This is a genomic window from Pseudoalteromonas aurantia 208, from assembly GCF_014858725.1.
Taxonomy (GTDB): Bacteria; Pseudomonadota; Gammaproteobacteria; order Enterobacterales; family Alteromonadaceae; genus Pseudoalteromonas; species Pseudoalteromonas aurantia.
Genome location: NZ_AQGV01000015.1, coordinates 1,169,588 through 1,195,967 on the forward strand (window position 1 = coordinate 1,169,588; position 26,380 = coordinate 1,195,967).

The window sequence follows — 26,380 nt, forward strand, 5'->3', positions numbered from 1 at the left end:
ACACAAAACCTGTTACAGGCTCGATTAAAACCTTCGGAGTTTAGCTATAACTTCTTCAATTTTTGCAAATTTAGATTGGTAATATTCCTCTTTAGCTTCGTTGGCTCCATCTAGCCATTCATACCATTCTTCTTGCCCATCATAAGAATCATTAAAGATAGTGTTACCATATGGGTCGTAAATTACACAATAACGCTCTGTATCTTGGTCATATGGGTCACGCTCATCACAACGTTTACGCAGAGGATAGTCTGCACTTTTTTTATCAAGAAACATTGTATTTAGCGAATTAGCTAGTTGATTCGCTTTAACAGATACAGATTGTTTGGATATAGAGCCAGTTAAATATCGCTCAGTGTAAATAGAAACAGTAAGGGATGCTGCTAACGCATAAGTATCTGCTAAATAAAAGTAGTCATCATTATAACGTGAATCAATAGCTCTATGATTTGTTAAATCATTTACCTTTATTAATAAACTACTCAATAGTGCCAAGTCTTCTCCAGTATGAGCGATAGTATCACTGTAGTGCTTCATGCTAGCATCGATAGATCTAAACTCAGATATAAAATCAAATTCAGCATCTCTAATTACCTCTTTTCTAACTCGGTCTTGGATAGCTTGGAGGCTTTCTTCGCTGAGAGTGACATATTGAGGTCCTTGCGAACCAAATAAAGCATCTCCAAGGAGAGAGCCTACATTTGAAACAAATTTGCTTTTTGCTTTGTCGAGAATTAGAGAGCCCAAGCTTGCTGTTGTAGCTTCAGCCTGTGTTGCTTCCGTTGTAAAAGTTACAGAGCTTAGAGAAATAGCTAAGATTGAAGTAATATACTTTAATTTCATTATAAATCCTTTAAATAATTAAGTATTATGTCACTAATCATTAGTGACATAATAAAGTTATCATAATTTTATGTCCTTTTTATGTCCTGTAAATATAATGAATTAATGTTGGTTATTACTGGGTGTTCTTCACGTTATATCGTTCACTCTTTTTACGATTTATTTTTTAATAAGAATACGCAAGCTAAGCCAATAATTAAGCCAGATACTGATACCAACATAACATACGGTGTAACAAGTATTAGTATACTCAGCGCGGATGTGGGAAATAGCGTGCTGCCAAAAATAAACATATAGTATGAAAATGCAATAATTAGGGTAGTAACCGATACAAAAACAGTTAAAAACAGGTAGCCGGCCTGACTTTTTGTATATTTAATGACTAGATAAATGATGGCAGCCGGAATTGCTTTAACACACAAGTCTATGAATAACGAAAACAGTATAGTGCTGTAATAAAATTCACCTGCTCCCCGAATTAAGGAGCTCAAAATGAAAAATACGGGTGCGCTAATGAGTAGGGTACTCACAAGTGTCAACGTTGTTGCGTTTTGATACTTTTTTTCAATGTTCATGTTTCAAAATCCTTTGAAATGCAAGCTTACAGCTTTTTATAGTTAGGTTTTCCAATTTTAAATGTGAATAATATAGTTTTGAAGATGGATGAAATATCGGAATTAAATAAAGTACACATAAAAAAGGCCAGTGATCACTGGCCTTTAGAGTTTATCTAATTTGCGTGTTAGATACTCTATACAGTGTATTGTTACAAAAGTGCACTTAAATAACGTATTTAAGTGCACAATTTATATTAGAACGTGTAACGAATACCAATTTTAGCGCGCCACGCTGAAGATTCATCAATCTCAGTGTAGTTACGTACATCAGCGCCGTTGTGAGCTGAGTCGATGATCAAGCGGTTTGATTCATCTAAGCCACCGAAGTCATAAATTTTCTGATCTGAGAAGCGCAGTTTTTTCTCAATGCCCCAATCGCTGTTTAACAAGTTCGCGAAGTTCTCGATCATGAAGTAAATCTGACCTTTGTGTTCAGGGTAGAAACCAGGGATCTCTTGTTTGAAGCTCACATCCATGGTTGTTACCCAAGGCTGTGTTCCAGTGTTACGGTCTAAAAGTTGTCCGCGTTCAGAGATACCGGCGCGATTCAGTAAGGTTTCTAACTCATTCCACGATAGGCGTGAGTCTTCCCAGTTTACATTAGCATCTTCTGGCCCTGATGGGATATATGCAAGATAGGCTGATGTCCGGTCGAACCCACGACGGTCTCCTAGGTCACGGTCGTTATACGAACCCATCGTATAACTGTGAGGGCGACCAGAGCGGCGTTCAAAGAACACGTTAAACTTAGAAGCATAGCCGTCGAAGAACTCAGTGCTATACGCTAGGCTAACCTTGAAGCTATGTTCCACTTCGTAGTGACCACGGCCCACTAAGTCTACGTTGCGACTGTGTACAGTTGCGTATTGGTAGTTACTTTGAGCGCGCGATGAACTCCCTGGGTTTACATCTTCAATATCTTGGTGTGCGTAGCTTGCTGAAACATATAAACCGTTATCCCATTCTTTTGCAAGGGCAGTACTGAAAATGATAGAACGGCCATTTTCTTCAGCGTTGGTCATCATAATATCGAAGTTGTCTTTTAAGTCACCTTCGTAAATGCTGTCATAAATGATACGGCCAGTGGCTGATGTACCCACTGCTTTCATAGCAGTGTTACGCCAAACCGCTTCGTTCTCTTTTTTATGATAGGCAAGCTCCGCTGTCCATTTGAAGCCATCACCTAGTAGTTCTGAATCAAATTCATATTCAAAGCCAACTTGTGCTCGAATACTTGAAGGCAGCTCAAAGTTAGGGTCAGTGTAGTTGGTGCTACCGGCACCTTTTACAAGCGAGTTTTTAACTGCATCTGGTACACGGGTAATATCAACTTGGTCAACATTTTCGAAGTAGTCATTGATCGCGTTTGCTGATGCTTCAACATAGGTTAACCCATCGTTTTGGAATGGCGCGTTATACCAAACGTTTGGAATACCGCCTTGGAAACGACCAATACCACCGTTAATTGTCAGAGATTCAGTCGCGTAATATTTGAAACCTACGCGAGGTAAGATAATGTCGATGCCATCCAAGTTTTCTTGGTTAGTATAGCCATAAGTATTTAAGAAGTTTTGGTTTAACGTTGGTTTATCACTGGTTGACAAACGCTCGTAACGTAAACCAGCTGTGACTTCTAAGTCATCAGTTGGGTAAAACTTATCTTCAACATATAAGGCTAACTGGCTACGGGTTGCATCGTATGCCATATCGTTTGCATCATTGGTGTAGGCATTACCGTAAGTGAACTGGTAGTTATCGCGGTCGAAATGTAGTTTTTTATTAGCAAAGTCTTCTAAGCTGCCAAAGGTCCAAGAGCCTCGAGAATTTTCAGCGAATAAGTTGTAAAGGCGCAAGTTTTTATACTGTGCACCAAACCCAATTTCATGGTCACCTAGTAGGTAAGTTGCGTCGAATGTCATTTCTAAAGTTTCAGTTTCAGATACATTGTTGTGACGGAACTCAGTTGCACCAAACTCAAAGCCTGGGCCTCGACCATCATCAAGGTATACTTTCACTGCACCTAGCGGAGAATTAACGATACTGCTGTTGCTTACGTCTTTGTATGCGATACCAAATTCGGTCGAGAAATCATCTGACCAATCAGAGTAAATTTTCGTTGCGAAGTTATTAAACTTGGTGGTAAGTGCATAACGACTTGAGTTTAACTGAACTGTGCTGCCACCTTCAGGGTAGTCTTTCGCTTGCTCTTCATTTTGCCACTGGTATGTGAAGTCGGCACGGTGTGCATCACTGATGTTCCAGCTAAGCTTTACAAGTACACTGTCGCTGTTATCTTCAGGGTTGCCACCTAAGCTATCTTCAACACCATACACACTGTTTAATGTTGATAAGAATTGGTTATAATCTGTTTCACTAACAACAAATTCACTGCCAGCACCAGAGCCAGCAAAACCATAGTCTAAGTCTTTTTCTTGTTTCCAACCATTGTAGTTTACGAAGTAGAAAAGTTCATCTTCAATAATGGCACCACCAGTACTGAAGCCCATACGACTTTCTGTAATGGTTGTGTCAGCGCGGTTTGATGAATAAGTTCTATGACCATCAGCATCTAATACAGGGTCACGGCCATCGAATATTTGTTCGACGTTGTCTACTTTACCTGCAAGGCTAGGTGAGCTTTGCTCATAAAAACCGGTAAACGTGTATTCGTTTGAGCCAGACTTAGTGACCGCATTGATGGTACCACCACCAAAGTTACCTTTTTTTGCAGAAAATGGTGATGCGTCAACAGAAATTTGCTCAATAGCATCAAGTGCAACCGGTGGTTGCGCAGTAGGGTAACCATTTTTAGCTAGACCAAAGTCATCATTTTGGCCGATGCCGTCAATGGTTAAGCTGTTACTGCGTGGGTTATTACCTGCAATCGTTAACTCACCTGAACCGTTGATACTGGCCAGTGGGTTTAAACGTGCGATATCTTTAATATCGTTGTTAAAACTCGGCGCATTTTCAATGGTATCAGCACCGAACACACTGTTTGAACCGCCTGCTTGTTGTACGATACGGTAACCCGTTACTTCAATTTTTTCTACTTTTTGTAGAGGCTGAAGTTGAGATACAAGACGATGCGTGTCACCTAGCTCAAGAAAGATGCTATCTAATTCAGTGTCTGAGTAAATATCAGAATCAAGCACCACGCGGTAAGGACCACCAACGCGTAAACCTTTGGCAATAAATGCACCTGAGTCATTGGTTGTGAATGTGCTCGTTGTGCCTGTTGGCTCGTGAATAACTGTAACTTTAACGTTGGCAGCAGCGTCACCAGCAGGTGTGGTGATTTTACCGCGCATGGCTGATGACGTATCAGATGCAAATGCACTTACAGATACGCCCAAAGCGAGCGCTAACGCGCCGGCTACTTGAGTCAAGCGAACGTTTTTCATTGTGTTGTTTCCCGTGTAAGGTTATTTAAATTACTACTACTGTGCGAATAGCCAAAAAGCTGTAACTTTTCAGTATTACCAGTATTTTTATAGTGTGTTGCAGTAAAGCAGTTGTTTCAATCTGCAACGGTTTAATTTGTAAAGTACAATATTTAAGCTTATTTATTGGTTACTTCGTACTTGATAAATAACGGCTAATTTGCAATTTAAGCACCTTAGCCGCTCATAAATATCGTATTTTACAGGTGGGTTAACTCCTTGAACCCGTTAAAACTTAAAAGTCGTATTTTACCCCTAGGCGAATTTCGTACAATGAAGGTTTAATTTCAAAGTCAGTACCTGATGGGTTATTAAATTTATGAAACACATATTGACCATTGTCATTTATTGATGCGGTCACGGCATTTTGCATAAAGTTACCGGTGTTGAGGGTGCCCCAATTATCATTAAGTAGGTTACCCACATTTTTTATTACGAAGTACGCCGAGCCTTTGTGGTTATCAGAGAAACCGGCAAATTCTTGCTCAATTTTCAAATCAAACGTGACCCACCAATCGCCATCTTGCGAGTTACGGCCTTGAATTTCACCGCGTGATAAACCTTCACGCTCAACCCACTTATCAAAGTCAGTTTTTTGAAATGGAACTCGTTCCCCTGCATCATTTGTATGGAATCCGTATTCGACTAAACCGTCATTCTCGCGCGGTACGTACAAGAGATCACGTTTATTATCGGCAAAGCCAAACATATGGGTATCATCGAAAGTATAAGAGTATGGGTTGGTCATACTTGCTTGACCAAATACGCTGAACTTAGTTGCTAGCCCATCAATAAACTCATGCTTGTACGATAAAGACATGGTGGCGCGGTGTGGAATTTCATAGTTTGACGTAGATACACCAGGGTTTTGCGGGTCATGAGCGGCAATACCGTGGAAGTTTGAAAATGCCACTGAACTTGTCATTGGGTGAACATCATTCGACATGGTATACGCATATGAAAGCGCCACATCGATGCCGTTATCAAATGACTTGTTCATGCCAAATGATAAAACATGAGTATATCCATCATCACCCGTGACATTGGTTAATAGCAAGTCTGACTTACGAGAATGAAGGTCATCGTTATAAATAGGGCGACCATCTGGAGCAGTTTCGGTACTCGCAAGGGTTAAGTTGCGTACAATCGCAGAGTCTTGTTTGTCGGTATATAAGTAATCAACCGTAAATACATAGTCAGACTCAGTGACATAGGTAGCACCGAGTGAATATTTCCACTCTGATGGTAGTTCAAAGTTAGGATCAGTGACGTTAGTGCTGTCATCTGCGCTGCCAGAGCCTACCGCATTGTACAATTCTTGTGGGATTGCAAACCCTGCTTTTCCGCCATCAACAAAGGCAACCGCATCTGGCCCTAGTAGTTGAACATTCTTTTCATTTTCTTGAATGTTACGTACGCCATCGTTCGAGTAGCTATTTGAGATCCAAACATTCGGGTTACCACCAGAGTATAAGCCAAAGCCACCCCTAATTTCTAGTTGGTCGTCGTAAATCCAGTTAAAGCCAAAACGTGGTTGAATGAGGTCAACGCCATCTAGGTTTTGCTGATTAGAAAAACCAAAACGTTCTTGGAAATTTGGGTTATGTGCAGGTACATCGTCACTGGTATACCAGTCGTAGCGCAAACCGGCTGTTAGGGTGATGTCGTAATCAATTAGGTCGAACTTATCTTGCGCGTATAGGGTATTTAATGCGTACTTAAATTCCCCCGCAGCATCGACTGGGTTATGCGATGACGCATTACCGTAGTAAACACGGGCAACCCCGTTTTCAAAGTCTTCGATACTACCAAAACGGTGCTCACCTTCATTGTGCTGTACGAACATGTTGAATACATCGAGTTCTTCACGCTCATAACCAAATGATAGCTCGTGATCGTCTAGGTAGTATGTACCGGCAAACTTTAACGATAGGTTGTCGTATTTTAATTTATTTGCTTGACGAGAGTCATCTGGCCCCAAATAAACAGTAACGTCGTTGTTTCTAATTTGGAATTCACCAAAGCCAGATGTTTGGTCTAAAGAAAGTTGACGGTTGTCCAGTTCAGAGTAGCCGACGCGTATTTCTGTCGAAAATACGTCATTCCAATCTGAGTAAATAGAGGTCACGAATGATTGAAGTTCTGCACCACGCTCATAGAAGTGATTAGACAATGAGATTCTATCAGAACCGCTATCTGATTGAGATAACGTAAAGCCATCGTTGTAGTTGTAAACAAAACTTGCACGGTGGTCATCGTTGATGTTCCAGTCAAGTTTTACCAATAGCTTTTCATCTTCAACTGGCATGCTAGGAACAAGCGAACCTGCATCATAGCCATATTTGTCGAGTGATATTGCCGCAATGTTATCAATCGTCGCTTGGCTTATTTTACCGTTTGCAAGCGGAGCATATTCAAAAACTTGTGCACCTTCTAGCTTTTCATAACTGGTGAATAAGAACAGCGTATCTTCTACTAATGGCATGCCTACATTAAAGCCATAACGCTTTTCATTGTAGTCGCCGATGGCTTGCTCTTTACCATCAATTTTATCACCTGACAGTGAGTCATTGGTGTAATCAAAAAACACACCACCAGATAGGGTATTGGTACCTGATTTTGTTACTGCATTGATATTACATGATGTGAAACCACCATATTGCACATCAAATGGTGCTAACTCAACAGCAACTTGGGCAATTGAATCGAATGAGAAAGGCATACGCTCAGTTGGGTAACCATTGCGGTTGAGGCCAAAGTTATCGTTCATGCGCATACCATCAACAGTTAAACTGTTAAAACGCGGGTTACCTCCAGCACATTGAATGGCACCAGAGCTGCTTTCATCTACATAAATACGTGGATCAGTACGTACAATATCTTTGATATCACGGTTTATTGCAGGTTTTTCTTGCAGGTCTGCGAGTGAGAAATGAGTTGCAGGGCCTGTACCACCAGATTGCATAGTCATAGGGCGACCGGTAACAACAATCTGCTCCATGTTTTGCTGAGAATTTAGTTGAACAGTCACGGGATACGTTTTACCTAAAGACAAATAAATGTCTTCAACCAATGTATCTTCAAATTTGTTCGAATCGATAATAACTTGATAAGGGCCGCCTACGCGTAGCCCTTTTGCTGAAAACGTGCCATTTTCATTTACCACTGTGGTTTTCACTGAGCCTGACGGAGTGTGGATAATCGTCACTTTCGTGCCAGCAGCGGGGTTCCCTTGAGGACCAACAACTTGACCTTTCATACTAGAAGCTGTGTCGTTAGCAAATGCAGCTCCACTTGCACCGATGCTCGCTGCAATAGCAAGTGATAGGGCTGTTTTGCGCAATAGAGTTTTCATTATGTCGTTTCCCGTGTTTTGAATAGTTTATTTAACAGCGGTTACTTTTGAAGTCTTGAGTGCTTCTTTTAAAGGCGCTGCATTTTTGTCAAAAATTTGATTCAATAAGCCAGCTAAACGAATACCACCTTGTTGTAGGCGTGTTCTTACAGTCGGCATATATTTATAAATGTACCCATAACTTATTTCAGTTTCATTTAAGTTATAGACTTTATCCGAAATATAATGGCTTTCTAATAACCAGTCTGCAGGCTCACTATCAAGGTAATCACTTATAATGGTTTTATTTGACGTTTTTATGAATTCTGCAAACTCACTGTAAGATAGACTCTCATTTTCAATTAAGCGAGTGTCCCACGTTGAATGTAGGTTTGTTTTATCACCAAAAAATGTCACTTTGATCAGGTTTCCGCCACGGTCTTCGCCACGTCCTGCGTGAAATGGTTGGTGGCTATCACCCACAAGGTGCACTAAAAAACGCAGGGCAAAGCGTTTCTCATCTATTGATTTATCATTAGATTGAAGGGTGTTTTTTGCGTAGTAAATACCATCTAGGATGTGCTTTACTTGATCTTTTGAAGAAATCGTATGGTCAACATGATTATGCATTTTGCTCGCATCTTTAATGTTGATGTAGTGCCATTTTGTAGACTTTTTACGCCAGAAGTCACTGCTGTCAGAGCGCATTTCGTCTGCCCAAGTTGATATTTGCGCCAGTGAACTTTCTTCTAAAAGAGGGGTCAGAGCTTTCGTGGTTGTTTCTGTTAGATGATCTTCAGCAACTTTACCAATAATGCGGTGACCATTTTGGCCCCATGCTACGGCATTAAATGAACTAGACAATACACCCACAAGTGCAATTACAGAGAGCTTTTTAACTAACATATGCATTTTCTTCATTGTTAAAAAGTCGCCAATGACGACTATTCGATAAGGTCAATTGTCCGTATTTTTCAAGAAATAAAAAGGACTTAACGGGATTCATAATTTCTTGTCAATAAAGTATTTAATTCAAAGGTTTATAGAGTTTAAGTAAAATTACTTATTGTAATAAGTAAAGATTACTGGTCTAATGGCTAAGTCGGCACTATAAGAATAAATTACCCTTGAGATATCATAACATTCTAATCAATAAACCCTCTATTGTTACATTATTGTTTCTATCTATGTGGGCCTGCTGGGTTTTAGGTCAGGCTTTTAGTAAATCAAACATAGATGATGTAGCCCATGTGTTGACACATTCTTACCAATGCACGACCTCTTCTATTGCAAATAAATCAGTATTACGGGTGCATGTTCCTATCGAACGATTAGCCATAGACATAAAAGAAGGGCTTTGTGAGAGTAAGGTTGTTGCCAAGCAGTATGGGCACGTTGAAATATATTGGGGGGGCAACTTAGCTGAGCAAATAGAGTTTTTAGCCAAAGGTGTTGCGGATGTGATATTAAGCAAAGAGAATGTTATGCAAGCACTCATGGCTGAATCAACACACAACTACCGGCCTATTATTGGTTATCAAAATTACACTGCGTTTTTTATTTCAAATAAAGAGAAACCTAAGTTAAATAAAGCCTATTTTTTAGATAAACGAATTGGCTTACTTGACTACCCAACCAGTCGTTCAGGCCATATATTACCAAAACAGGCGTTTAAGCAGTTAGATATTGATTTAGACGCGTTAGATATTGTTTATGCGAGTACTCATACGTCATTACGAGATAAACTGGCAAAAGGCGAGGTTGATATTATTTCGTCATATTGGAGAAAAGACGACCAAGTGCGTTTTTCTAATAATTATATAGTCCCAATTGGCGGCGAAATCGTGGGCAGCCGATGGTTTTTAAAAATGAATGACGAGAATATAGACTTAGCATGCGAGTTACAATCAGTGATTAGCGCGCTTGCCCGTTCGCAAAGTTCTTCTTATTTCAAGTCATTACAACAGTATTGGCAATGCGAGAAATCACCTTATCACTTTTTAGGGGAGCAAGTGTGATGCCGCATTGGAAAAATATTACTTTATTCATTGTTATATCAGGTATTTTCACAGGAATATTTTATCGCGCACAAACTATACAAATTGAACAAGACATAAATCAACAAGCATCACAAATTATTACTCGCGTTGCGTTGGACATAAATGCATTGCCCATTGCTGATCCGTTTTTTAGCTATTCTGGCAACCCAAACGTTGTCGCATCTTATATCGAGAAAATAAACCGCAGGCTTGGGAGCCAAGCGGCGAGGGTATCACTAAAAGAAATTAGTATTTCTAAATTACCAGAGCATGATAGTACTGTGGTAAAACCGCTTGCTGCGGCACATCGTACTATATACGTGTCTTTTAATGTTGATACCCAGCACAACAAATCAGCCTATATCTTGCCATTTGTTCTCGCGTTATTAAATTCTGCTTTTTTTGGCTGGGTGAGTACTGGGGTTGTACGAGATAAAGTGCGTACTACCAACACAAATGTTGAGTCAAAAATACCAAAAAGATTGGTTGTTGACCTATATACTAAAACAATTATGCTCAATTGTGCGAAGGAAGATGCGGTTAAGCTTGCCAATAAACCACTGTGTTTTTATTTAGCGTTGGTCGAGTTCTGCGAAGTGCAACCTGACGTAATACTAAATCAGAATAAAGATGTGCCCGATGAATTAATGGTAATCGCTGACAAGTATTTTGACAGGTTAATTACATTAGGACACACCATTCGTAAGCGTCCTAACTTTTCTTCGAGTTTGGAAAAAACATTAAGTGAGATAAGAGCTGCATTAGATGAGATCATGGCTGAACATAGCGAGCTTAAAATGAAGTATTACCCACCAAAAGCACATGGTGAGGGCTCCCGTTCTAAATTACATAGTTATGGCTTATCTGACGTTTTGCTCGCAGATATTGAAGTGATCGGGAAGTAACAAAATTTACAACGTGACAATTAAACGCAGCAACTAACTGATGCATGTGTAGAGGTCTGTTATTGAACTTAAGGCATAGCCCATATAGGCGCTATGCCTTTTAAAGTCTAGATTATAGCTGGTCGACTTTAATTGGAGAGTGGTTTTGGAGATAATTGATCAATACTTCAGAGTCAGTTAAATCACTCGAAGCAAACCCTGAGTGTTTATTAAGCAGTGGGTAGCCATCTCCACCTGCGGCATTATAGCTGTTAATACTCATGGTATAAGTTCTATCAGCTTGAAATGCCTCACCCTTTATCTTTAAGTTGACTAATTTTCCAGATTCAATATCAAATGTTATACCATAGTACTGTAAGTAAGCACCTGAATCTGCAGGAAATTGAGTAACAACATTCAGGTATTGATATAGTTGCTCACCTGTAAAGGTAATTTTTGTGATCCTGTTTTTAAATGGGTGTACTTTTAGTACGTCCTTATAACTGACATCACCCGCTTTAATACTATGACGTATACCGCCACCACTGATAAGGCCAAAATCAGCGTTCACCGCAGCCATTTGTGCCTTTATGATCAAGTCAGCCAGTTTGCTTTGCTTAAACCGAACGGTATTTCGGCCTCCATCTAAGTATTTGTCGATTGACCCGACCTTTTTAGCTAATTGCTTTTCACCGATAGATTGATAAGGTTGTAGGAAGTCTTGTAGCTTTTTGTCAGGTTTTATATGCGATTGAACATAATTGCCATCGGCTTTTTTAAGGTTGACCGGGATGAGTTCATAGCTTAGTAGTGATTTCTGGCCATTTTCAATTTTAAACTCTGCTTTGCCGACGTACTTACCCCACTCGTGTGCCTGCATAATCCAAGTGCCATTTTGTTGATCTGGCTGACATGATTTACCAGGCGCAAAATGCGAGTCTTCAGCACCTGTATCAGTTACACAAATGGGTTCTTGAGAATGGCCACCAATAATAATGTCTAATGTCCCCGGTGCTAGTGCACGTGCTAACGTTACGTCACCAGGCGCATTTATTCCGTATTTACCATCGTGATAATGGCCCATGTGAGTTACTGCAATCATGACATCGATGTTTTGTTTTGCACGAATTTCATCAACGACCTGTTTGGTAATAGCTGATGGCTCCACAAAATCTAGTTCCCCAATATAAGTAGGGTTAGCAATTTTTGCAGTATCTACCGTTGTTAGACCGACAATACCTATGGTTAAGCCACCTTTATTTATAATGGTATAAGGTTGATAGGCGTGAGAGTGATCGTCTTTGTTCAAAATATTGGCTGATAACAAAGGAAAGTTAGACCAAGCAATTTGCTTGTCTAAAATAGATAAGGGATTATCGAATTCGTGATTACCTATCGCCATTGCATCATAACCGATTAGGCTCATCCCTTTAAAGTCAGGCTCGGCTTTTTGCAAATCAGACTCAGGGATCCCAGTATTGATATCACCACCAGAGAGCAGTAAAACACGATGACCTTTATTGGCTGCGGTAAGTCGTAATTCATCTATGAGTGTTTTTCGAGCTGCCATGCCATACTCACCATCTTCGTTATGCCAAAAGCGGCCATGATGATCATTGGTATGCAAAACAGTTAAGTATTTGGCTTTAGATTCCGAGGTGTTATCAGAAGACGTCGGTAATAAGTTACATGCCGATAAAAGCAAGCAACTCGCGAACAAAGTTATGCGCATAATATAATTTTGTGGAATAAAATAGTTAGGCCCTAGTTTAAACTAAAAGCTCTAAGAATAAATGCAAATATTAGGAGTTTTTTGATACCTCATTCGCTGATTGTACAGCCATGCTTCTTCGTTGCAGTTCATTCTTGGCAATGTGAGACTTTAAATGATCGGTTTCAACCATCCAATTTAAAAATGTCACAGGCAAATCACGATATGATTCACCACTATGCAACCCAAAATCACAGATTTCTTTTTCGTTATTCATCCTAGACAGCCCCGATTGTTTTTATTTTTCGGGGCTTATCCTATCAAAATATTTCAAGAGGAAAAGAACAATAGGTTACAAGGTGATGCTTTTTTATAACCTTTTGTTATAAAAGTGTGAATATTATTGCTGCCCATTGAATAATAAGAAAGACACAGCCGATAAGAAATGTGCGGTATCGCATGAGTACATGATTGGTACTGAGGTGTATGTAACTATGGACTAGTCTAGAAATCACGAAAAGCACCGCACCCAGAGCAAAGACCCATGACACTTTATTCAAGGCAATAGCCAACACACATACAACGAAAAATAGCATAGGAATTTCAAATTGATTACTGAAATTTCTTCCCGCAACGATGACATCTTCGGGCGCGGTCGTCAGATCCATCGTTTTAAATGCATTTTTATCGACTAACTTATTCTTGGCCGCTTTGAATCGGCGTTTACCCATAATAAACATCACCAAAAGTGTGAGTAGAGTTTGGCCAAACATAGCGAATATGACTAAAAGTAACGGAGTGTGCTGCATATTAAGATGCCTTTTTACAGAGTGTTACAAACAAAGTACGTTTATGATTGCAAATTGGCAAGGAAATTATGACTATATTAAATAGTAAATTTATTATGGAAAGTATATGAAAAGATTATTCGCATTAAGTGCACTGTCGCTGTTCGTCATTACGGGCTGCTCTACGACATCAACGGTCAATAATAGCGTTTCAGCTTCTTTGATTTCAGACTCTTTAATTGTCAGTCCAAATGATACTCGACAATATGAAACAATGACACTTGAAAATGGTATCGATGTGTTATTGATCTCAGATCCAAAAGTAGAAAAGTCGGCAGCTGCATTAAGTGTGGGGGTCGGGTTGCTTCATGACCCTATGAGTCAACAAGGCATGGCACATTATCTTGAGCATATGCTTTTTCTGGGGACTGAGCGTTACCCAGATTCAAAAGGGTATACCAATTTTATGACGCAAAATGGGGGCGTTCATAACGCTTATACTTGGCTTGATATCACCAATTATATGTTTAAAGTGAACAATGATGCTTATGACGAAGGACTTGATAGATTTTCTGATTTTTTTAAAGCGCCGAAGCTTTACCCTGAATACACAGATAAAGAAAAAAATGCCGTAAATGCAGAATGGTCAATGCGCAGAGAAATGGATTTTTTTGGTCAATTCAAACTCTCTAGAAATATGCTGGGTGATCATGCCGCCAACCGCTTTTTAATCGGTAATTTAGAAACATTGGGTGATAAAAAAGACAGCAACTTGCACCAAGAAACGGTGGCATTTTACAACCAATATTATTCGTCGAATATAATGAAAGTCGCCATGATTTCCAATTTACCGACTCAGGAAATGGCGTTAAAAGCGAAAAAATACTTTTCCACAATTGAAAATAAAAATATCGAGAAGCCAGAAGTCGTCAAAGCCATCGACTTTTCAACAGTGGGCAAAAAACGGATTCACTATGTACCTAATGAAGATGTAAAGCAGCTAAAAATTGACTTTACCATCGAGAACAATAGCGCTGATTTCGCAGTAAAACCCAACTATTTTGTCACATATTTATTGAGTAATGAAATGACCGGTGGGCCTGCACAAGTGCTCAAAGACAAAGGATGGATTTCTAGTTTAACAGCCTATGCAAGTCCCGCCATGTATGGCAACTATGGTTCGTTAACGGTTGATATCAATTTAACGGATGCGGGTATGGCAAAGCGTTCAGATATTGTCGCGGCTGTTATGCAATATATTTCGTTAATTAAAAAGCAAGGTGTAGATAGTAAATACTTCAATGAGATCAACACGTCTCTTAGTAATGAGTTCCAGTTTTTAGAAAAGGGAGATGAATTTAGTTATGTCAGTAACTTAGCCGATAATATGCAAAAATATCCGCTAAATCACGTGTTGAATTCAGGTTATCATTACGCACAGTTTGATAAAAAAGCGGTTAATAATGTGCTCGAGCAATTAACGCCTGAACGGTTGCGAGTATGGTATATCAGTCAACAAGAGCCTGCGGATAGCCAACTGCACTTTTATGATGGTAAGTATCAAATCGCAAAGATCAGTGATGAAGAAGTTGCAAATTGGAATAAAGCGACAGATCTTAACTTAGAGTTACCATCAATCAACCGCTTACTACCACAGAAGTTCGATATTAAAACCACAGCTAAACAAGCAAAAGCAGGTGTTTCTGAGGTATACAATGATGAGCGGATCACCATATGGCATTCAGCGAGTGAGCGGTTTTCTCACCAACCGAAAGGGTCAATGGATATTTTTATCAATACTGCAACACCTAATACGAGTATCAAACACGATGTGGCAATGCATTTGTGGGCAGATCTGTTTGGCTTACAACAAAGTCGTTTGATCACAGAAGCGAGTGTCGCTGGTATGTCGGTTAGTTTGGCACCGAGCAATGGTTTAATTTTATCGGTTTCAGGCTTTACTGATAAGCAACCAACGCTTGTAAGTCAAGCACTAAAAAGTGTTGAGCTAAGTGTAGATGAGGTAACATTTTCTCAGGCGGTGGATAGATATCGCCGCGGGTTACTAAACGCTAAAAAGCAATTCCCATTCCGTCAGGCGTTTGGCCAATATTCAAAGCTTATACGGTCCGGAAATTATGACTTGGGCGCTCAATTAGAGGTGCTAGACAGTATCACTGTCGCCGAGTTTAATGCATTACAGCAACAAACGTTAACCGAAAATAATATTCGAGTGTTTAGTTATGGAAATTATGAGCAAGCAGAATTGGCTGTCATTGCAGCTAAAATAAATGAAGTACTGCCAGCAGCGAAATTGATCACCCAATACACAAAATCTAAACACCTAGTGCCAAAAGCAGGACAGACGTTAGTATGGCAGCAGGATATAGATGTTGCAGATGTGGCTATCGTCGATATGTATGTTAACCCAACGCCAGGATACACACAAAAAGCGGCTGGCTTATTACTTAAATCACACTTTAGTCAGCATGCATTTGAAACCCTAAGAACAGAAGAGCAATTAGCCTATGCGGTTGGCGTAACCGCACAAAGCATTGATGACTATTCCGCGATAGGGTTATATATTCAAACTCCGGTGAATGATGTAAAAAAAATGCAGGCACGTTTTGACCTATTTAAAACGCAATATAGCAAAACGCTGAATGATTTGGATGATGCAACGTTTACTGATCTGAAAAATGCATTGTTAGTATCTTTAAAAGAAGAACCTAAGAATTTAGGGGATGAATTACGACCTTTAATCGCTGATTGGTATAGAGAACGTTATGACTATGACTCAATGGACAAGTTAATTAATGCGGTGGCGCAATTGTCATTGAGTGACATCAAATCGTATTATCAACAAACAATGCTGAATAACACAGCGCCTAGAATTAACGTTCAAATGAGAGGCAAGAAGTTTGCGGATGAACCATTTGCGCAATTGCCAAACCAAACGGTTGTGCACTCTTTAGAGGAACTTTATAAGCAAATAAAAATGAAATAGTCCAATACAGTGGGGTGAACGCAGGTGTGTTCCCCCTTACTTTAGCCGACACAATTTACACTTCAGCCAAGTCACGAACATCGAAACACATTAATGTCGTTTAATTATCACTCAATTGTAATGCGCTAAGCTCTATGATGAATAAATAGTGACTGCTGAAACCAAAATGTAAGTTACGATTACTGATAAAAATAATGATTTTATTTATCGGCGTATAACGCTTCAAGTTCGGTTGCAATATCTGAGTTTAATGCGGCCCAATTCGCTTCAAGTGCGCTGATGAGTGATTGGTAGCCGTCGGCTTTAAGCGCATTAGATTTGAAGAAGTAACTTGATTTTACTAAGTTTTTCTTGCCCTCTTTAGAAGAGAATATATACCAATTTCCAGATATTATTCCGCCATGGTCATCATGACCGGCAAAATCATTAACATGTATTTCGACCTCAAAATAGTCTGAAAATGTCGTTGAGACTCTGGCATTGATAATTTGCCATCCATGTAACTGTGAAGACAGCATTTGCTGAGCAGACTTATAAAGCATGTGCTTTGGGTGCTCTGACCAATAATTAAAATTTGCAATGGAAACACTATGATTGGTGTGAACTTGCACGATTGCTTGTTGATCAGATACACCAATTAGCTTGACCGGTTTTAGGAGTAAAGTGCCGTTCGGTACTGCGGCACTCGTTATAGCTGGGGTCGTATTAAATTGATAATAATTGACCGCATTTTGTGAATTACCGCTGCACCCACTAATAAACAAAATGACCCATATTATTATTAACAAACCCTTCATTATTTCTTCCTTGGTTGCTTATCTTCTGGGCTTTGTTTGTCGAAAATGAGCATACTTGGTTGCTCAGTTAAGCCTTTTGATATAGGTTTTAAAGTATTGGACAGGCTTTCTAACTCCTCAAGAGTATCAGTGAGTTGGTCAACCATTCCTGAGCCTTGTTGATAATTCGTCAACGTTTTCTCAAACTGTTTTAAGCTAGAGGTTAATTGACTTAAAGTGGTGTTGATTTGGCCTAAACTGCCTTTTGTGTCACCAGCTAAATCTTGCTGATTAAATTCACTAATTAGTTTATTCATTTCCATTGCAAGTAACCTATATTCCTGTAATGTGCTGTCAAATGTTGTCATTGTTTGTGACAGTGGAAGATTATTTAATTTGTTAAGTAAATCTGTAACTTGTTCTGATATAGCAGTGAAACCACTAGAAACACTGGGCAATATCGGGTAAACCGAAGAGTTTGCTAGTACAGCTTTAGGTGCTTTGCTATAAAAATCTAATTCTATGTATACAGCACCCGTTAAGATATTACCACTTTTTAGCGATGCCCTCAGTCCATTTCTAATCCATTTTTCTATATTATTTTGCCAGTAACTTTCAGCTAAGTCACTTTGTTCGTAAATTCTCCCATATTCAATTTTTATAAGTACAGGCACAGATGTTGTGTCTTGTTGAAAGTATAAAGGCTGACCATCTCTTTCAATTTGTGCGGGGGCTTGTTCAACTGTGCCTATGCGCATGCCACGGTACTCAACAGGTGCACCGACCGTTAATCCTCTAATTGATTGTTCAAATTCAACTAGGAAAAAATCAAAGTTATTAAAACGTTTTTCTAAAGCTGCAGCAAAATTTTCATGGAGTTTATATTGTCTGAGTGCACTGGCAACGTCTGATGCGGTGCTATTCGGTGGATAATCGACAGATATGCCTCCCTTAATCAACTTTGATAGGCTCCCCGTAGAGACTTGGATGCCTTCTGTCGACAGGTTGACGTCAACCCCTGAGCTTACCCAGAAAATCGCGTTGGTCGTGATCAGTTTATCGTAAGGAGAGAAAATAAATATGCCATATTCCATAATAAGGTCATCGACATTGAATTTAGCCGATTCAATTTGCCCTATTTTATAGTTACGAAAGTAGATGCCGGAACCAATATCGAGCACTTCGGCTTGTTTAGCTTTCAATTGAAACCGTTTTCCTGACACATCTTGGCTTATTAATGCCGGTTCTTCTTGCAACGTGAAAAGCGTTGAGCGTGCTTCACTTTGACCGGGCTCTAACTCCAAATAAACCCCAGATAATAAAGTATTCATACCTGATATACCTGATTCATCAATTCTAGGTTTCACCACCCATAGTTTTGCATCTTCGGTTAAGAGGTGGTCATAGTGACTGTCTATTTGAACGCGCGCTATAACGGCATTTTGCTCCAATTGCAGCCTTAATGTTTCAACAGTCCCAATTTTAACATTACGCACTTTCACTTGCGTTTTTCCTGCGACAATGCCCTCGGCACTGGCCATTTTAACAAAAATGGTATACCCCTGATTTATTTGATGTTGATAGAGCATCCATCCTGTAATTAATAGTGCAATGACTGGAATAAACCAGATAAATGAAAACTTAGGTTTGCTTTCTATATGTGCGTGCTCATTCATAAGCGTGATATTTATCCCATAATATACGAGGGTCAAAACTGTGTACGGCTATCATTTGGCATAAAACCATAGCGGTAAAAAATACGATGCCTAATTGGGGTTCGACCGTTAAAACATTTCCCAGCTGGACTAAAGACACTAATACAATTACTACGAAGACGTCAATCATGGACCATTTTCCAATAATTTCCAACAATCGGTAAAGTTGGCTTGCTCGTTGTGGAGAACGACATTTGTTTGTTTGTACTATTAAGTAAAAAAGTAAAATAGCTTTTACGATAGGAATGCAAATACTGGCAACAAAGATAATGGTTGCAATGGGGTATGACCCAGATTCCCACATAATGATGATACCTGAAAATATTGTTGCAGGAGTATGTTGGCCTAAATTGATGGTGTCCATAATAGGCAGAAAATTAGCAGGTATTAATAGTACGAGTGCAGTGAGCATCCATACCGACGCGCGTTCGATAGATTTCGGTTTTCTAAAATAGGTTTTTGCTTCACATCGTGGACAAGTCTCGCTGCGCGAGAGTTGGTTACATATATGGCATTGTCTAAGTTTGTTTAGCATTGCAGTTTGTCCACACACATGTGGGACCGGTTCAAATTGGCACTGTTGACGCTCCCAAAGCTCGCTTTCATCAATCAATGTTAATAATTCGATAAAGCAAATTACAAACAAAACGTAAGCCCAAAACCCATAGCCAAGTGATAACTCTGCAAGTGACATCAGTTTAAATGCACTGACCAGAACGGCAACGAGAAATATATCGGCCAAATTGAGCGGGGTAATATAGCTAAAACTTTTGGTAAGCTTTCGTGCAAGACTTAACGAAAGTGTTGACCAAATCTTACTATGCGAGATCAAAGTTAATGTACATACATACACCGGCATAATTAAAATAGTAAATAGAAACAAACCAGCAAGTATGGCGTTGTACTTTTCGCTTAATAGGACACAGGCTTGCCAAAGGCTGATTTCTTGAACCAGACCATGCTGACTAAAGGAAATAAAGCTTGGGTATAAACTGGTGAATAAAAAGAGTAAGGAGGTAACGGCAAACGCCATATTCCATTGTGATAAATTTTGTCTACAGGTGATCAAATGTGCATTGCAGTTGGGGCAATTTGCACGTTGCTGCGCCCCTAACTGTGCTACATTAACTAACCTATCGCATTGTTTGCACGCCAATATCACGAGAAAACCAAGTCTACTTTACCCATGTTCACAGTGTGATACATCATTCGAGTGAGTGCAATCCCTATCATGTTTATATGATTCACATATCAAAAATAGCAACGGTTTGACGGCTCAAAGCCAGTAAACGGCCATCGTCAGCATATATTTTTGCATCTTCTAACCCATACCCGTTTGCGCTGTGATGTGTGTGTGCTTCAAACCCAAGCCATGCGTTGTTTGATAAGGTTATATCTTCTACAAACTCTATGTACCATGACATACTGCTTGCAGGGGAAGGGGTGTCAGCCATTTGTAATAATGTGGGAGGCCAAGCATCAGCTAATGCGAGTAGGTGCACGTCTTGTAAGGTATCGGTAGGCGCTTGCTTGAATTTCATCCATCCGCCTAACGTGGAGTTGTTTGAACCACTAAATGGCATATCACCGTCTTGAAGGTTCAGAGCAACATGTTGAAAGAATTCTGGCATAACATTTTTTTGATATGGTAAAATGCGTTCACTATTGGCAGGCGATAACTGGTGGTTTTGGGTAATAGGTACTATCGCTTTGGATTCACGTTCTTTTGCAAAACACCCTTGTGCAACAAGGCATACCTTCTCATCTTGTTTGATAGTAGACAGCATTTGTGTGGCATTTTTACCACTGCGGAGTATGTGTGTTTCTATTATAAAAGGGTGTTCAGAAAAAAGAGGGCCAACAAAATTAACACTCATAGATAGCACTCTGCGGTTGTCGGGTAGTTGATGCTTCATATTTTGTAGCATCATCGCAGCAGATAAACCACCAAAAGCAGTGCGCCCTTGGCACCAACTCTGAGGAAATACCAATTCGCAAGGCGTTTTTAGTAAGGTGGGATTACTTAATAGTTCATCAAATGTCATTATGCATCCTATTTATCATTCATTTTTTTATAATTATGGATAGCATATCTGGTCATACCTGTTTAATAAACCGTTAATGTTGGTGTTTTTTTGACTAAAAAAGCAGATATCGAAAAAAAATTTCAAAAAAATGCATTTTTTTTTGTTTTTACGGTTGAATTCGATTTTCTCGCCCCTATTTACAAGTCATCTAAACAGAACAACGAATTTTGAAGTCGGAGAAGATTCATGGGTAAAATTATTGGAATCGATTTAGGTACTACTAACTCTTGTGTAGCAGTACTTGATGGTGAAAAAGCACGCGTTATCGAAAACGCAGAGGGCGATCGTACAACCCCTTCTATTATTGCATTTACTGCAGAAGGTGAAACGCTTGTAGGTCAACCTGCTAAGCGCCAAGCGGTTACAAACCCACAAAATACATTATTTGCAATCAAGCGTCTGATTGGTCGTCGCTTTGAAGATGAAGAAGTACAACGTGATATCGATATCATGCCGTTTAAAATTGCAAAAGCTGACAATGGCGATGCATGGGTAGAAGTACGCGGTGAAAAACGTGCTGCACCACAGATTTCAGCAGAAGTTCTTAAGAAAATGAAGAAAACTGCTGAAGACTTTCTTGGTGAAGAAGTAACTGAAGCGGTAATCACCGTACCAGCTTACTTTAACGATTCACAGCGTCAAGCAACGAAAGATGCTGGCCGTATTGCGGGTCTAGAAGTTAAGCGTATCATCAATGAGCCAACAGCCGCTGCACTTGCATACGGTATGGACAAAAAGCAAGGCGACAACGTTATTGCTGTATACGATTTAGGTGGTGGTACGTTTGATATCTCAATCATTGAAATCGATGAAGTAGATGGCGAGCACACGTTTGAGGTACTAGCGACGAATGGTGACACGCACTTAGGTGGTGAAGATTTCGATAACCGCGTCATTAACTACCTAGTAGATGAGTTTAAGAAAGATCAAGGTATCGACCTTAAAACTGACCCTCTAGCGATGCAACGTGTTAAAGAAGCTGCAGAAAAAGCGAAGATTGAACTATCTTCAGCACAGCATACAGAAGTTAACCTTCCTTATGTAACTGCAGACGCAACGGGTCCTAAGCACATGAACGTGAAGCTTACTCGTGCAAAACTTGAGTCTTTAGTTGAAGACTTAGTAACTCAATCTATCGAGCCACTTAAGCGCGCACTAGCTGATGCTGACCTAACAGTAAGTGATGTAAATGACATCATTCTAGTTGGTGGTCAAACACGTATGCCACTAGTACAAACAACGGTTACAGAGTTCTTTGGTAAAGAGCCTCGTAAAGATGTAAACCCTGATGAAGCGGTTGCCGTTGGTGCAGCTGTTCAAGGTGGTGTATTAGCTGGTGACGTTAAAGACGTACTATTACTAGACGTTTCTCCATTGTCTCTAGGTATCGAGACTATGGGTCAAGTAATGACTGCGCTAATCGAGAAGAACACAACGATTCCTACTAAGAAATCGCAAACATTCTCAACAGCTGAAGATAACCAATCTGCGGTAACTATTCATGTATTGCAAGGTGAGCGTAAGCGTTCAAGTGATAACAAATCTCTTGGCCAATTCAACCTTGAAGGTATTCGCCCTGCACAACGTGGCGCGCCGCAAATCGAAGTGACTTTTGATGTAGATGCTGATGGTATCTTACATGTATCTGCAAAAGACAAAGATACAGGTAAAGAGCAAAAAATCACAATCCAAGCTTCTTCAGGTCTAAACGACGAAGAAATTGAGAAAATGGTACGTGATGCAGAAGCGAATGCAGAAGAAGATAAAAAGTTTGAAGAGCTAGTTGCTTCACGCAACCAAGCTGATGCAATGCTACACGGTACTCGTAAGCAAGTTGAAGAAGCGGGTGAAGAACTTCCAAGTGAAGATAAAGAAGCAATTGAAGCGGCTTTAACTGAACTTGAAACTGCGATTAAAGGCGATAGCAAAGAAGACATCGATGCTAAAGTACAAGTACTTGCAGAGAAGTCACAAAAGCTAATGGAAATCGCACAAGCTAAGGCGCAAGCACAACAAGCAGGCCCTGATGCTGGTGAGCAACAGCCAGGAGCTGGTTCAGCTAAGCAAGACGACGATGTTGTTGATGCTGAATTTGAAGAAGTTAAAGACAACAAGTAATTGTTGACTTGTAAGGGCGCGCTGGCGAATTTCGCTTGTCGCGCCCTTAGTGTATGTAAATTTGGGTAATACATGCTTACGCATGGATTCCATAATGGCAGATACTTCATTTGCCAACCAATTAGAGTAGTGTGATAACGATGTCAAAAAGTGATTATTACGACGTACTTGGTGTTAGCAAAGATGCCAGTGATCGTGACATAAAAAAAGCGTATAAACGCTTAGCCATGAAATATCACCCAGACCGTACAGCAGGTGATACTGCACTCGAGGCCAAATTCAAAGAAGTAAAAGAAGCCTACGAAGTACTGACGGACAGCCAAAAACGTCAGATGTATGATCAATATGGTCATGCCGCATTTGATCAAAACGGTGGCACTGGAGGCCATGGTGGTGGTCAAGGTGACTTCGGCGATATTTTCGGTGATGTGTTTGGTGACATTTTTGGAGGGGGCGGTGGTCGCCGTCAATCTCGTCAACAACGTGGTGCCGATTTGCGTTACAACATGGACCTATCTTTAGAAGAGGCGGTTCGTGGTAAAGAAGTTGAAATTAAAGTACCTACATGGGTAAGTTGTAAGCCATGTGATGGCAGTGGTGCGAAAGCGGGTTCTAAACCGAAAACATGTTCTACGTGTCATGGTGCCGGTCAAGTACAAATGCGACAAGGTTTCTTTGCTGTACAGCAAACTTGTCCAACATGTAATGGCACAGGTCAAACAATCTCAGACCCATGTAATAAGTGTCATGGTCAAGGTCGTGTTGAGAAGACCAAAACGCTTTCAGTTAAGATCCCAGCAGGTGTTGATACGGGTGATCGTATTCGTTTATCTGGCGAAGGTGAAGCTGGTATGCATGGTGCGCCAGCAGGTGACTTGTATGTACAAGTTTCGGTAAGAGAGCACCCTATCTTTGTGCGTGACGGTAACAATCTATACTGTGAAGTACCGATCAGCTTTACCACTGCAGCAGTGGGTGGCGAAATTGAAGTACCAACGCTAGATGGTCGTGCTAATTTGAAGATCCCTTCAGAGAGTCAAACAGGTAAGATGTTCCGTATGCGTGCGAAAGGCGTCAAGTCTGTACGCAGTGGTGCGGTGGGTGATTTGATCTGTAAGGTCGTGATTGAAACACCGGTTAACCTAAATGAACACCAGCGTGACCTTTTAAAACAGTTAGAGGACAGCATGGGTTCAGATGGCAATAAAAACCGTCCGAAGGCACAAGGCTTTTTCGATGGTGTAAAAAAGTTTTTTGATGATTTAACGAAGTAAATTTCGTCGTAGAAATCACGTTTTAAAGCGGTGCCTAGGCACCGTTTTTTGTATGGTTAGATTAATTTAATTTAATAGTACGAGATAGTCCTGCTTACTGTCACATTTGCAGCCAATCATTCTACGCTGGTCACTGAAAATGAGCTTTCCAGATTTGCATCCCAATATTTCGCATTTAGTACTACAGGCCAAGTTGCTGGTCCATAAAGAATACTCGGTCATCATAAATTTGATCGCGAAGAAAGCCATAAACATTAAAAGTAAAACCCTCCAGTTACGATTAAGCATATCCTAAACCTGTTATCACACTGCATTATTAGACTTTAGTCTAATATATGAATTAATCTAGTCGGGCATATTGATGTGTAGGCGCTGCAAAGGGGATCTCATGACACCAGCAATAAGGTTATTGGAAAAATACCAAATACCATTTGAGGTATTGCAATTTAAGCACCTGAAAACCTCTGTAAACTTCGCAGAGGAAGCGGTGGAACAACTCGGTTTAAATCCTGAGGAAGTATTTAAAACCCTATTAATTAATGTGGATGGTGATTTACATGTGGCGATATTACCGTCAACGCATAGAGTGGATTTGAAAGCTTACGCAAAAGCGTGCAAGGGCAAAAAAGCAGAGCTGGCCGATGTACAGCAAGCACAAAGGAGTACTGGGTATGTGGTCGGTGGGATCAGTCCCTTGGCACAAAAAAAACAATTAAAAACACTACTACATTATAGCGCTGAGTATCATGCTCATATTTATGTCAGTGCAGGGCGAAGAGGCGTTGAAGTAAAAGTGCCTCCATTAGATTTATTGCGGGCATGTCGTGCTGAGTTTGCACATTTTTAGCTATCAATCGTCATATATTGCGGCGATATGTGCTGGGTGTGACGCCTACATGTTGCTTGAAATTTCGACCAAAATGACTTTGATTTGCAAAACCACATAGTAATGCAATCTGAGCGAGTGAGTGCTCTGAGGTTTTCAAAGCCATTTTTGCATACTCAATTCTTATCGACATTAAATATTGCTGAGGAGTTTGAGCAAAATTTAACTTAAACATACGACAGAAATGATATTCACTGAGTTCGGTTAAATCGGCCAGTTCAGACAGCAATATTTGGCGACTAAAGTTACCATGGATAAAGTCGGTCACTTGCTTGGCTTTTTTCGGTGAAAGCCCTCCGGTGATGATTTTTCGTGTATTTTTTAAATCTAAGCTCTGTAATACGTTGACAAGAATAGTATCTGTGAATTGTTCTATTGCTAATATATTGTACTTATCATACCAATCAGTGTCGTTAATTTGGTGGCGGAATAAGGTTTCTAGCTTCGAGTTTTCAAAAAAAATTCGTTCTGGTAGGCAAACTTGTCGCGGGTCAATATCGAATACTTTTAGCGCAGTATGTTTGAGGTGTGCATCACTAAAGTACAGATGAATAAATTCTACCGGTACGCCAATTTCCCAACGACTTTCACTCTCCTGTGGCATAAGGCAAAATCGCCCTGGTGCACCATTTACTGAAGGCACATCAGTACGGTGTGTTTCATAACCACCATTGAGGTACATACTCAAGGTATGTTGTTGTTGGTTTTGGTAACACACACGTTCGTACTGATTTGTATAGTGCGACCATGAAACTTCATTACGCAGTAGTGTATGTCGAACACTCTGTTTTTTCGATTGTTCAAAACTAACATGGGGGCTTTTATTTTGCATCACACTGTACTACATACTTGCTCTTA

General features: G+C 40.1%; 18 protein-coding genes. 6 read left to right on the top strand and 12 right to left on the bottom strand.

Going from position 1 to position 26,380, the window contains the following annotated elements; translation table 11 throughout:
- Positions 1 to 24: 24 nt before the first annotated feature.
- The 4 genes from PAUR_RS23155 to PAUR_RS23170 form a co-directional block, all read right to left on the bottom strand.
- Positions 25 to 843, bottom strand: coding sequence for a hypothetical protein (locus PAUR_RS23155; RefSeq protein ID WP_192510075.1), 819 nt, complete (start codon positions 841 to 843; stop codon positions 25 to 27).
- A gap of 811 nt (positions 844 to 1,654) precedes the next feature.
- Positions 1,655 to 4,864: a TonB-dependent receptor gene (locus PAUR_RS23160; RefSeq protein WP_192510076.1), complete on the bottom strand. Its 3,210-nt coding sequence runs from the start codon at positions 4,862 to 4,864 to the stop codon at positions 1,655 to 1,657.
- 274 nt (positions 4,865 to 5,138) lie between these two features.
- Positions 5,139 to 8,258, bottom strand: coding sequence for a TonB-dependent receptor (locus PAUR_RS23165; protein WP_192510077.1), 3,120 nt, complete (start codon positions 8,256 to 8,258; stop codon positions 5,139 to 5,141).
- A 27-nt stretch (positions 8,259 to 8,285) separates the two neighbouring features.
- Complete coding sequence (locus PAUR_RS23170) at positions 8,286 to 9,143, bottom strand: S1/P1 nuclease (protein ID WP_192510078.1); 858 nt, start codon at positions 9,141 to 9,143, stop codon at positions 8,286 to 8,288.
- Between the two features lie 344 nt (positions 9,144 to 9,487).
- Here PAUR_RS23170 and PAUR_RS23175 point away from each other — a divergent pair, with 344 nt between their 5' ends.
- Positions 9,488 to 10,255 carry a PhnD/SsuA/transferrin family substrate-binding protein gene (locus PAUR_RS23175; RefSeq protein WP_318782648.1) on the top strand — a complete coding sequence of 256 codons (768 nt, stop codon included), beginning with the start codon at positions 9,488 to 9,490 and terminating at the stop codon, positions 10,253 to 10,255.
- Positions 10,255 to 11,181, top strand: coding sequence for a hypothetical protein (locus PAUR_RS23180; RefSeq protein ID WP_192510080.1), 927 nt, complete (start codon positions 10,255 to 10,257; stop codon positions 11,179 to 11,181). Before PAUR_RS23175 ends, PAUR_RS23180 begins: the two co-directional genes overlap by 1 nt.
- Positions 11,182 to 11,293: 112 nt before the next feature.
- Here the strand turns inward: PAUR_RS23180 and ushA are convergent, their stop codons facing one another.
- The 3 genes from ushA to PAUR_RS23195 form a co-directional block, all read right to left on the bottom strand.
- Positions 11,294 to 12,892: a bifunctional UDP-sugar hydrolase/5'-nucleotidase UshA gene (gene ushA / locus PAUR_RS23185; protein WP_192510081.1), complete on the bottom strand. Its 1,599-nt coding sequence runs from the start codon at positions 12,890 to 12,892 to the stop codon at positions 11,294 to 11,296.
- A gap of 70 nt (positions 12,893 to 12,962) precedes the next feature.
- Entirely contained in the window at positions 12,963 to 13,148 is a 186-nt protein-coding gene (locus PAUR_RS23190) for a hypothetical protein (protein ID WP_192510082.1), read from the bottom strand.
- 106 nt (positions 13,149 to 13,254) lie between these two features.
- On the bottom strand, positions 13,255 to 13,680 hold the full coding sequence (locus PAUR_RS23195) for an MAPEG family protein (RefSeq protein WP_192510083.1): 426 nt from the start codon (positions 13,678 to 13,680) through the stop codon (positions 13,255 to 13,257).
- Positions 13,681 to 13,786: 106 nt separating this feature from the next.
- Between PAUR_RS23195 and PAUR_RS23200 the strand changes: the two genes are divergently transcribed.
- On the top strand, positions 13,787 to 16,666 hold the full coding sequence (locus tag PAUR_RS23200) for an insulinase family protein (protein ID WP_192510084.1): 2,880 nt from the start codon (positions 13,787 to 13,789) through the stop codon (positions 16,664 to 16,666).
- Between the two features lie 200 nt (positions 16,667 to 16,866).
- Here PAUR_RS23200 and PAUR_RS23205 read toward each other — a convergent pair whose 3' ends face one another.
- The 4 genes from PAUR_RS23205 to PAUR_RS23220 all read right to left on the bottom strand — a co-directional run bounded on the left by PAUR_RS23205 (position 16,867) and on the right by PAUR_RS23220 (position 21,202).
- A complete protein-coding gene (locus PAUR_RS23205; protein ID WP_192510085.1) occupies positions 16,867 to 17,463 on the bottom strand; it encodes a PqiC family protein in 597 nt (198 codons plus the stop codon).
- Positions 17,463 to 19,118 carry an intermembrane transport protein PqiB gene (gene pqiB / locus PAUR_RS23210; RefSeq protein ID WP_192510086.1) on the bottom strand — a complete coding sequence of 552 codons (1,656 nt, stop codon included), beginning with the start codon at positions 19,116 to 19,118 and terminating at the stop codon, positions 17,463 to 17,465. Before pqiB ends, PAUR_RS23205 begins: the two co-directional genes overlap by 1 nt.
- On the bottom strand, positions 19,111 to 20,319 hold the full coding sequence (locus tag PAUR_RS23215) for a PqiA/YebS family transporter subunit (RefSeq protein ID WP_192510087.1): 1,209 nt from the start codon (positions 20,317 to 20,319) through the stop codon (positions 19,111 to 19,113). The genes pqiB and PAUR_RS23215 overlap by 8 nt, the downstream gene beginning before the upstream one ends.
- Positions 20,320 to 20,401: 82 nt before the next feature.
- Entirely contained in the window at positions 20,402 to 21,202 is an 801-nt protein-coding gene (locus PAUR_RS23220) for an acyl-CoA thioesterase (RefSeq protein ID WP_192510088.1), read from the bottom strand.
- A gap of 228 nt (positions 21,203 to 21,430) precedes the next feature.
- On the opposite strand from PAUR_RS23220, the gene dnaK reads away from it, so the two are divergent.
- From dnaK to ybaK, 3 genes are all read left to right on the top strand, one after another.
- Positions 21,431 to 23,362: a molecular chaperone DnaK gene (gene dnaK / locus PAUR_RS23225; protein WP_192510089.1), complete on the top strand. Its 1,932-nt coding sequence runs from the start codon at positions 21,431 to 21,433 to the stop codon at positions 23,360 to 23,362.
- Between the two features lie 140 nt (positions 23,363 to 23,502).
- The gene (gene dnaJ, locus PAUR_RS23230; protein ID WP_192510090.1) at positions 23,503 to 24,636 is read left to right on the top strand and encodes a molecular chaperone DnaJ; all 1,134 of its coding nucleotides are present in this window, start codon (positions 23,503 to 23,505) and stop codon (positions 24,634 to 24,636) included.
- 388 nt (positions 24,637 to 25,024) lie between these two features.
- Positions 25,025 to 25,483: a Cys-tRNA(Pro) deacylase gene (gene ybaK, locus PAUR_RS23235; protein ID WP_192510091.1), complete on the top strand. Its 459-nt coding sequence runs from the start codon at positions 25,025 to 25,027 to the stop codon at positions 25,481 to 25,483.
- 10 nt (positions 25,484 to 25,493) lie between these two features.
- Here the strand turns inward: ybaK and PAUR_RS23240 are convergent, their stop codons facing one another.
- The gene (locus tag PAUR_RS23240; RefSeq protein WP_192510183.1) at positions 25,494 to 26,354 is read right to left on the bottom strand and encodes a helix-turn-helix domain-containing protein; all 861 of its coding nucleotides are present in this window, start codon (positions 26,352 to 26,354) and stop codon (positions 25,494 to 25,496) included.
- Between the last annotated feature and the right edge of the window lie 26 nt (positions 26,355 to 26,380).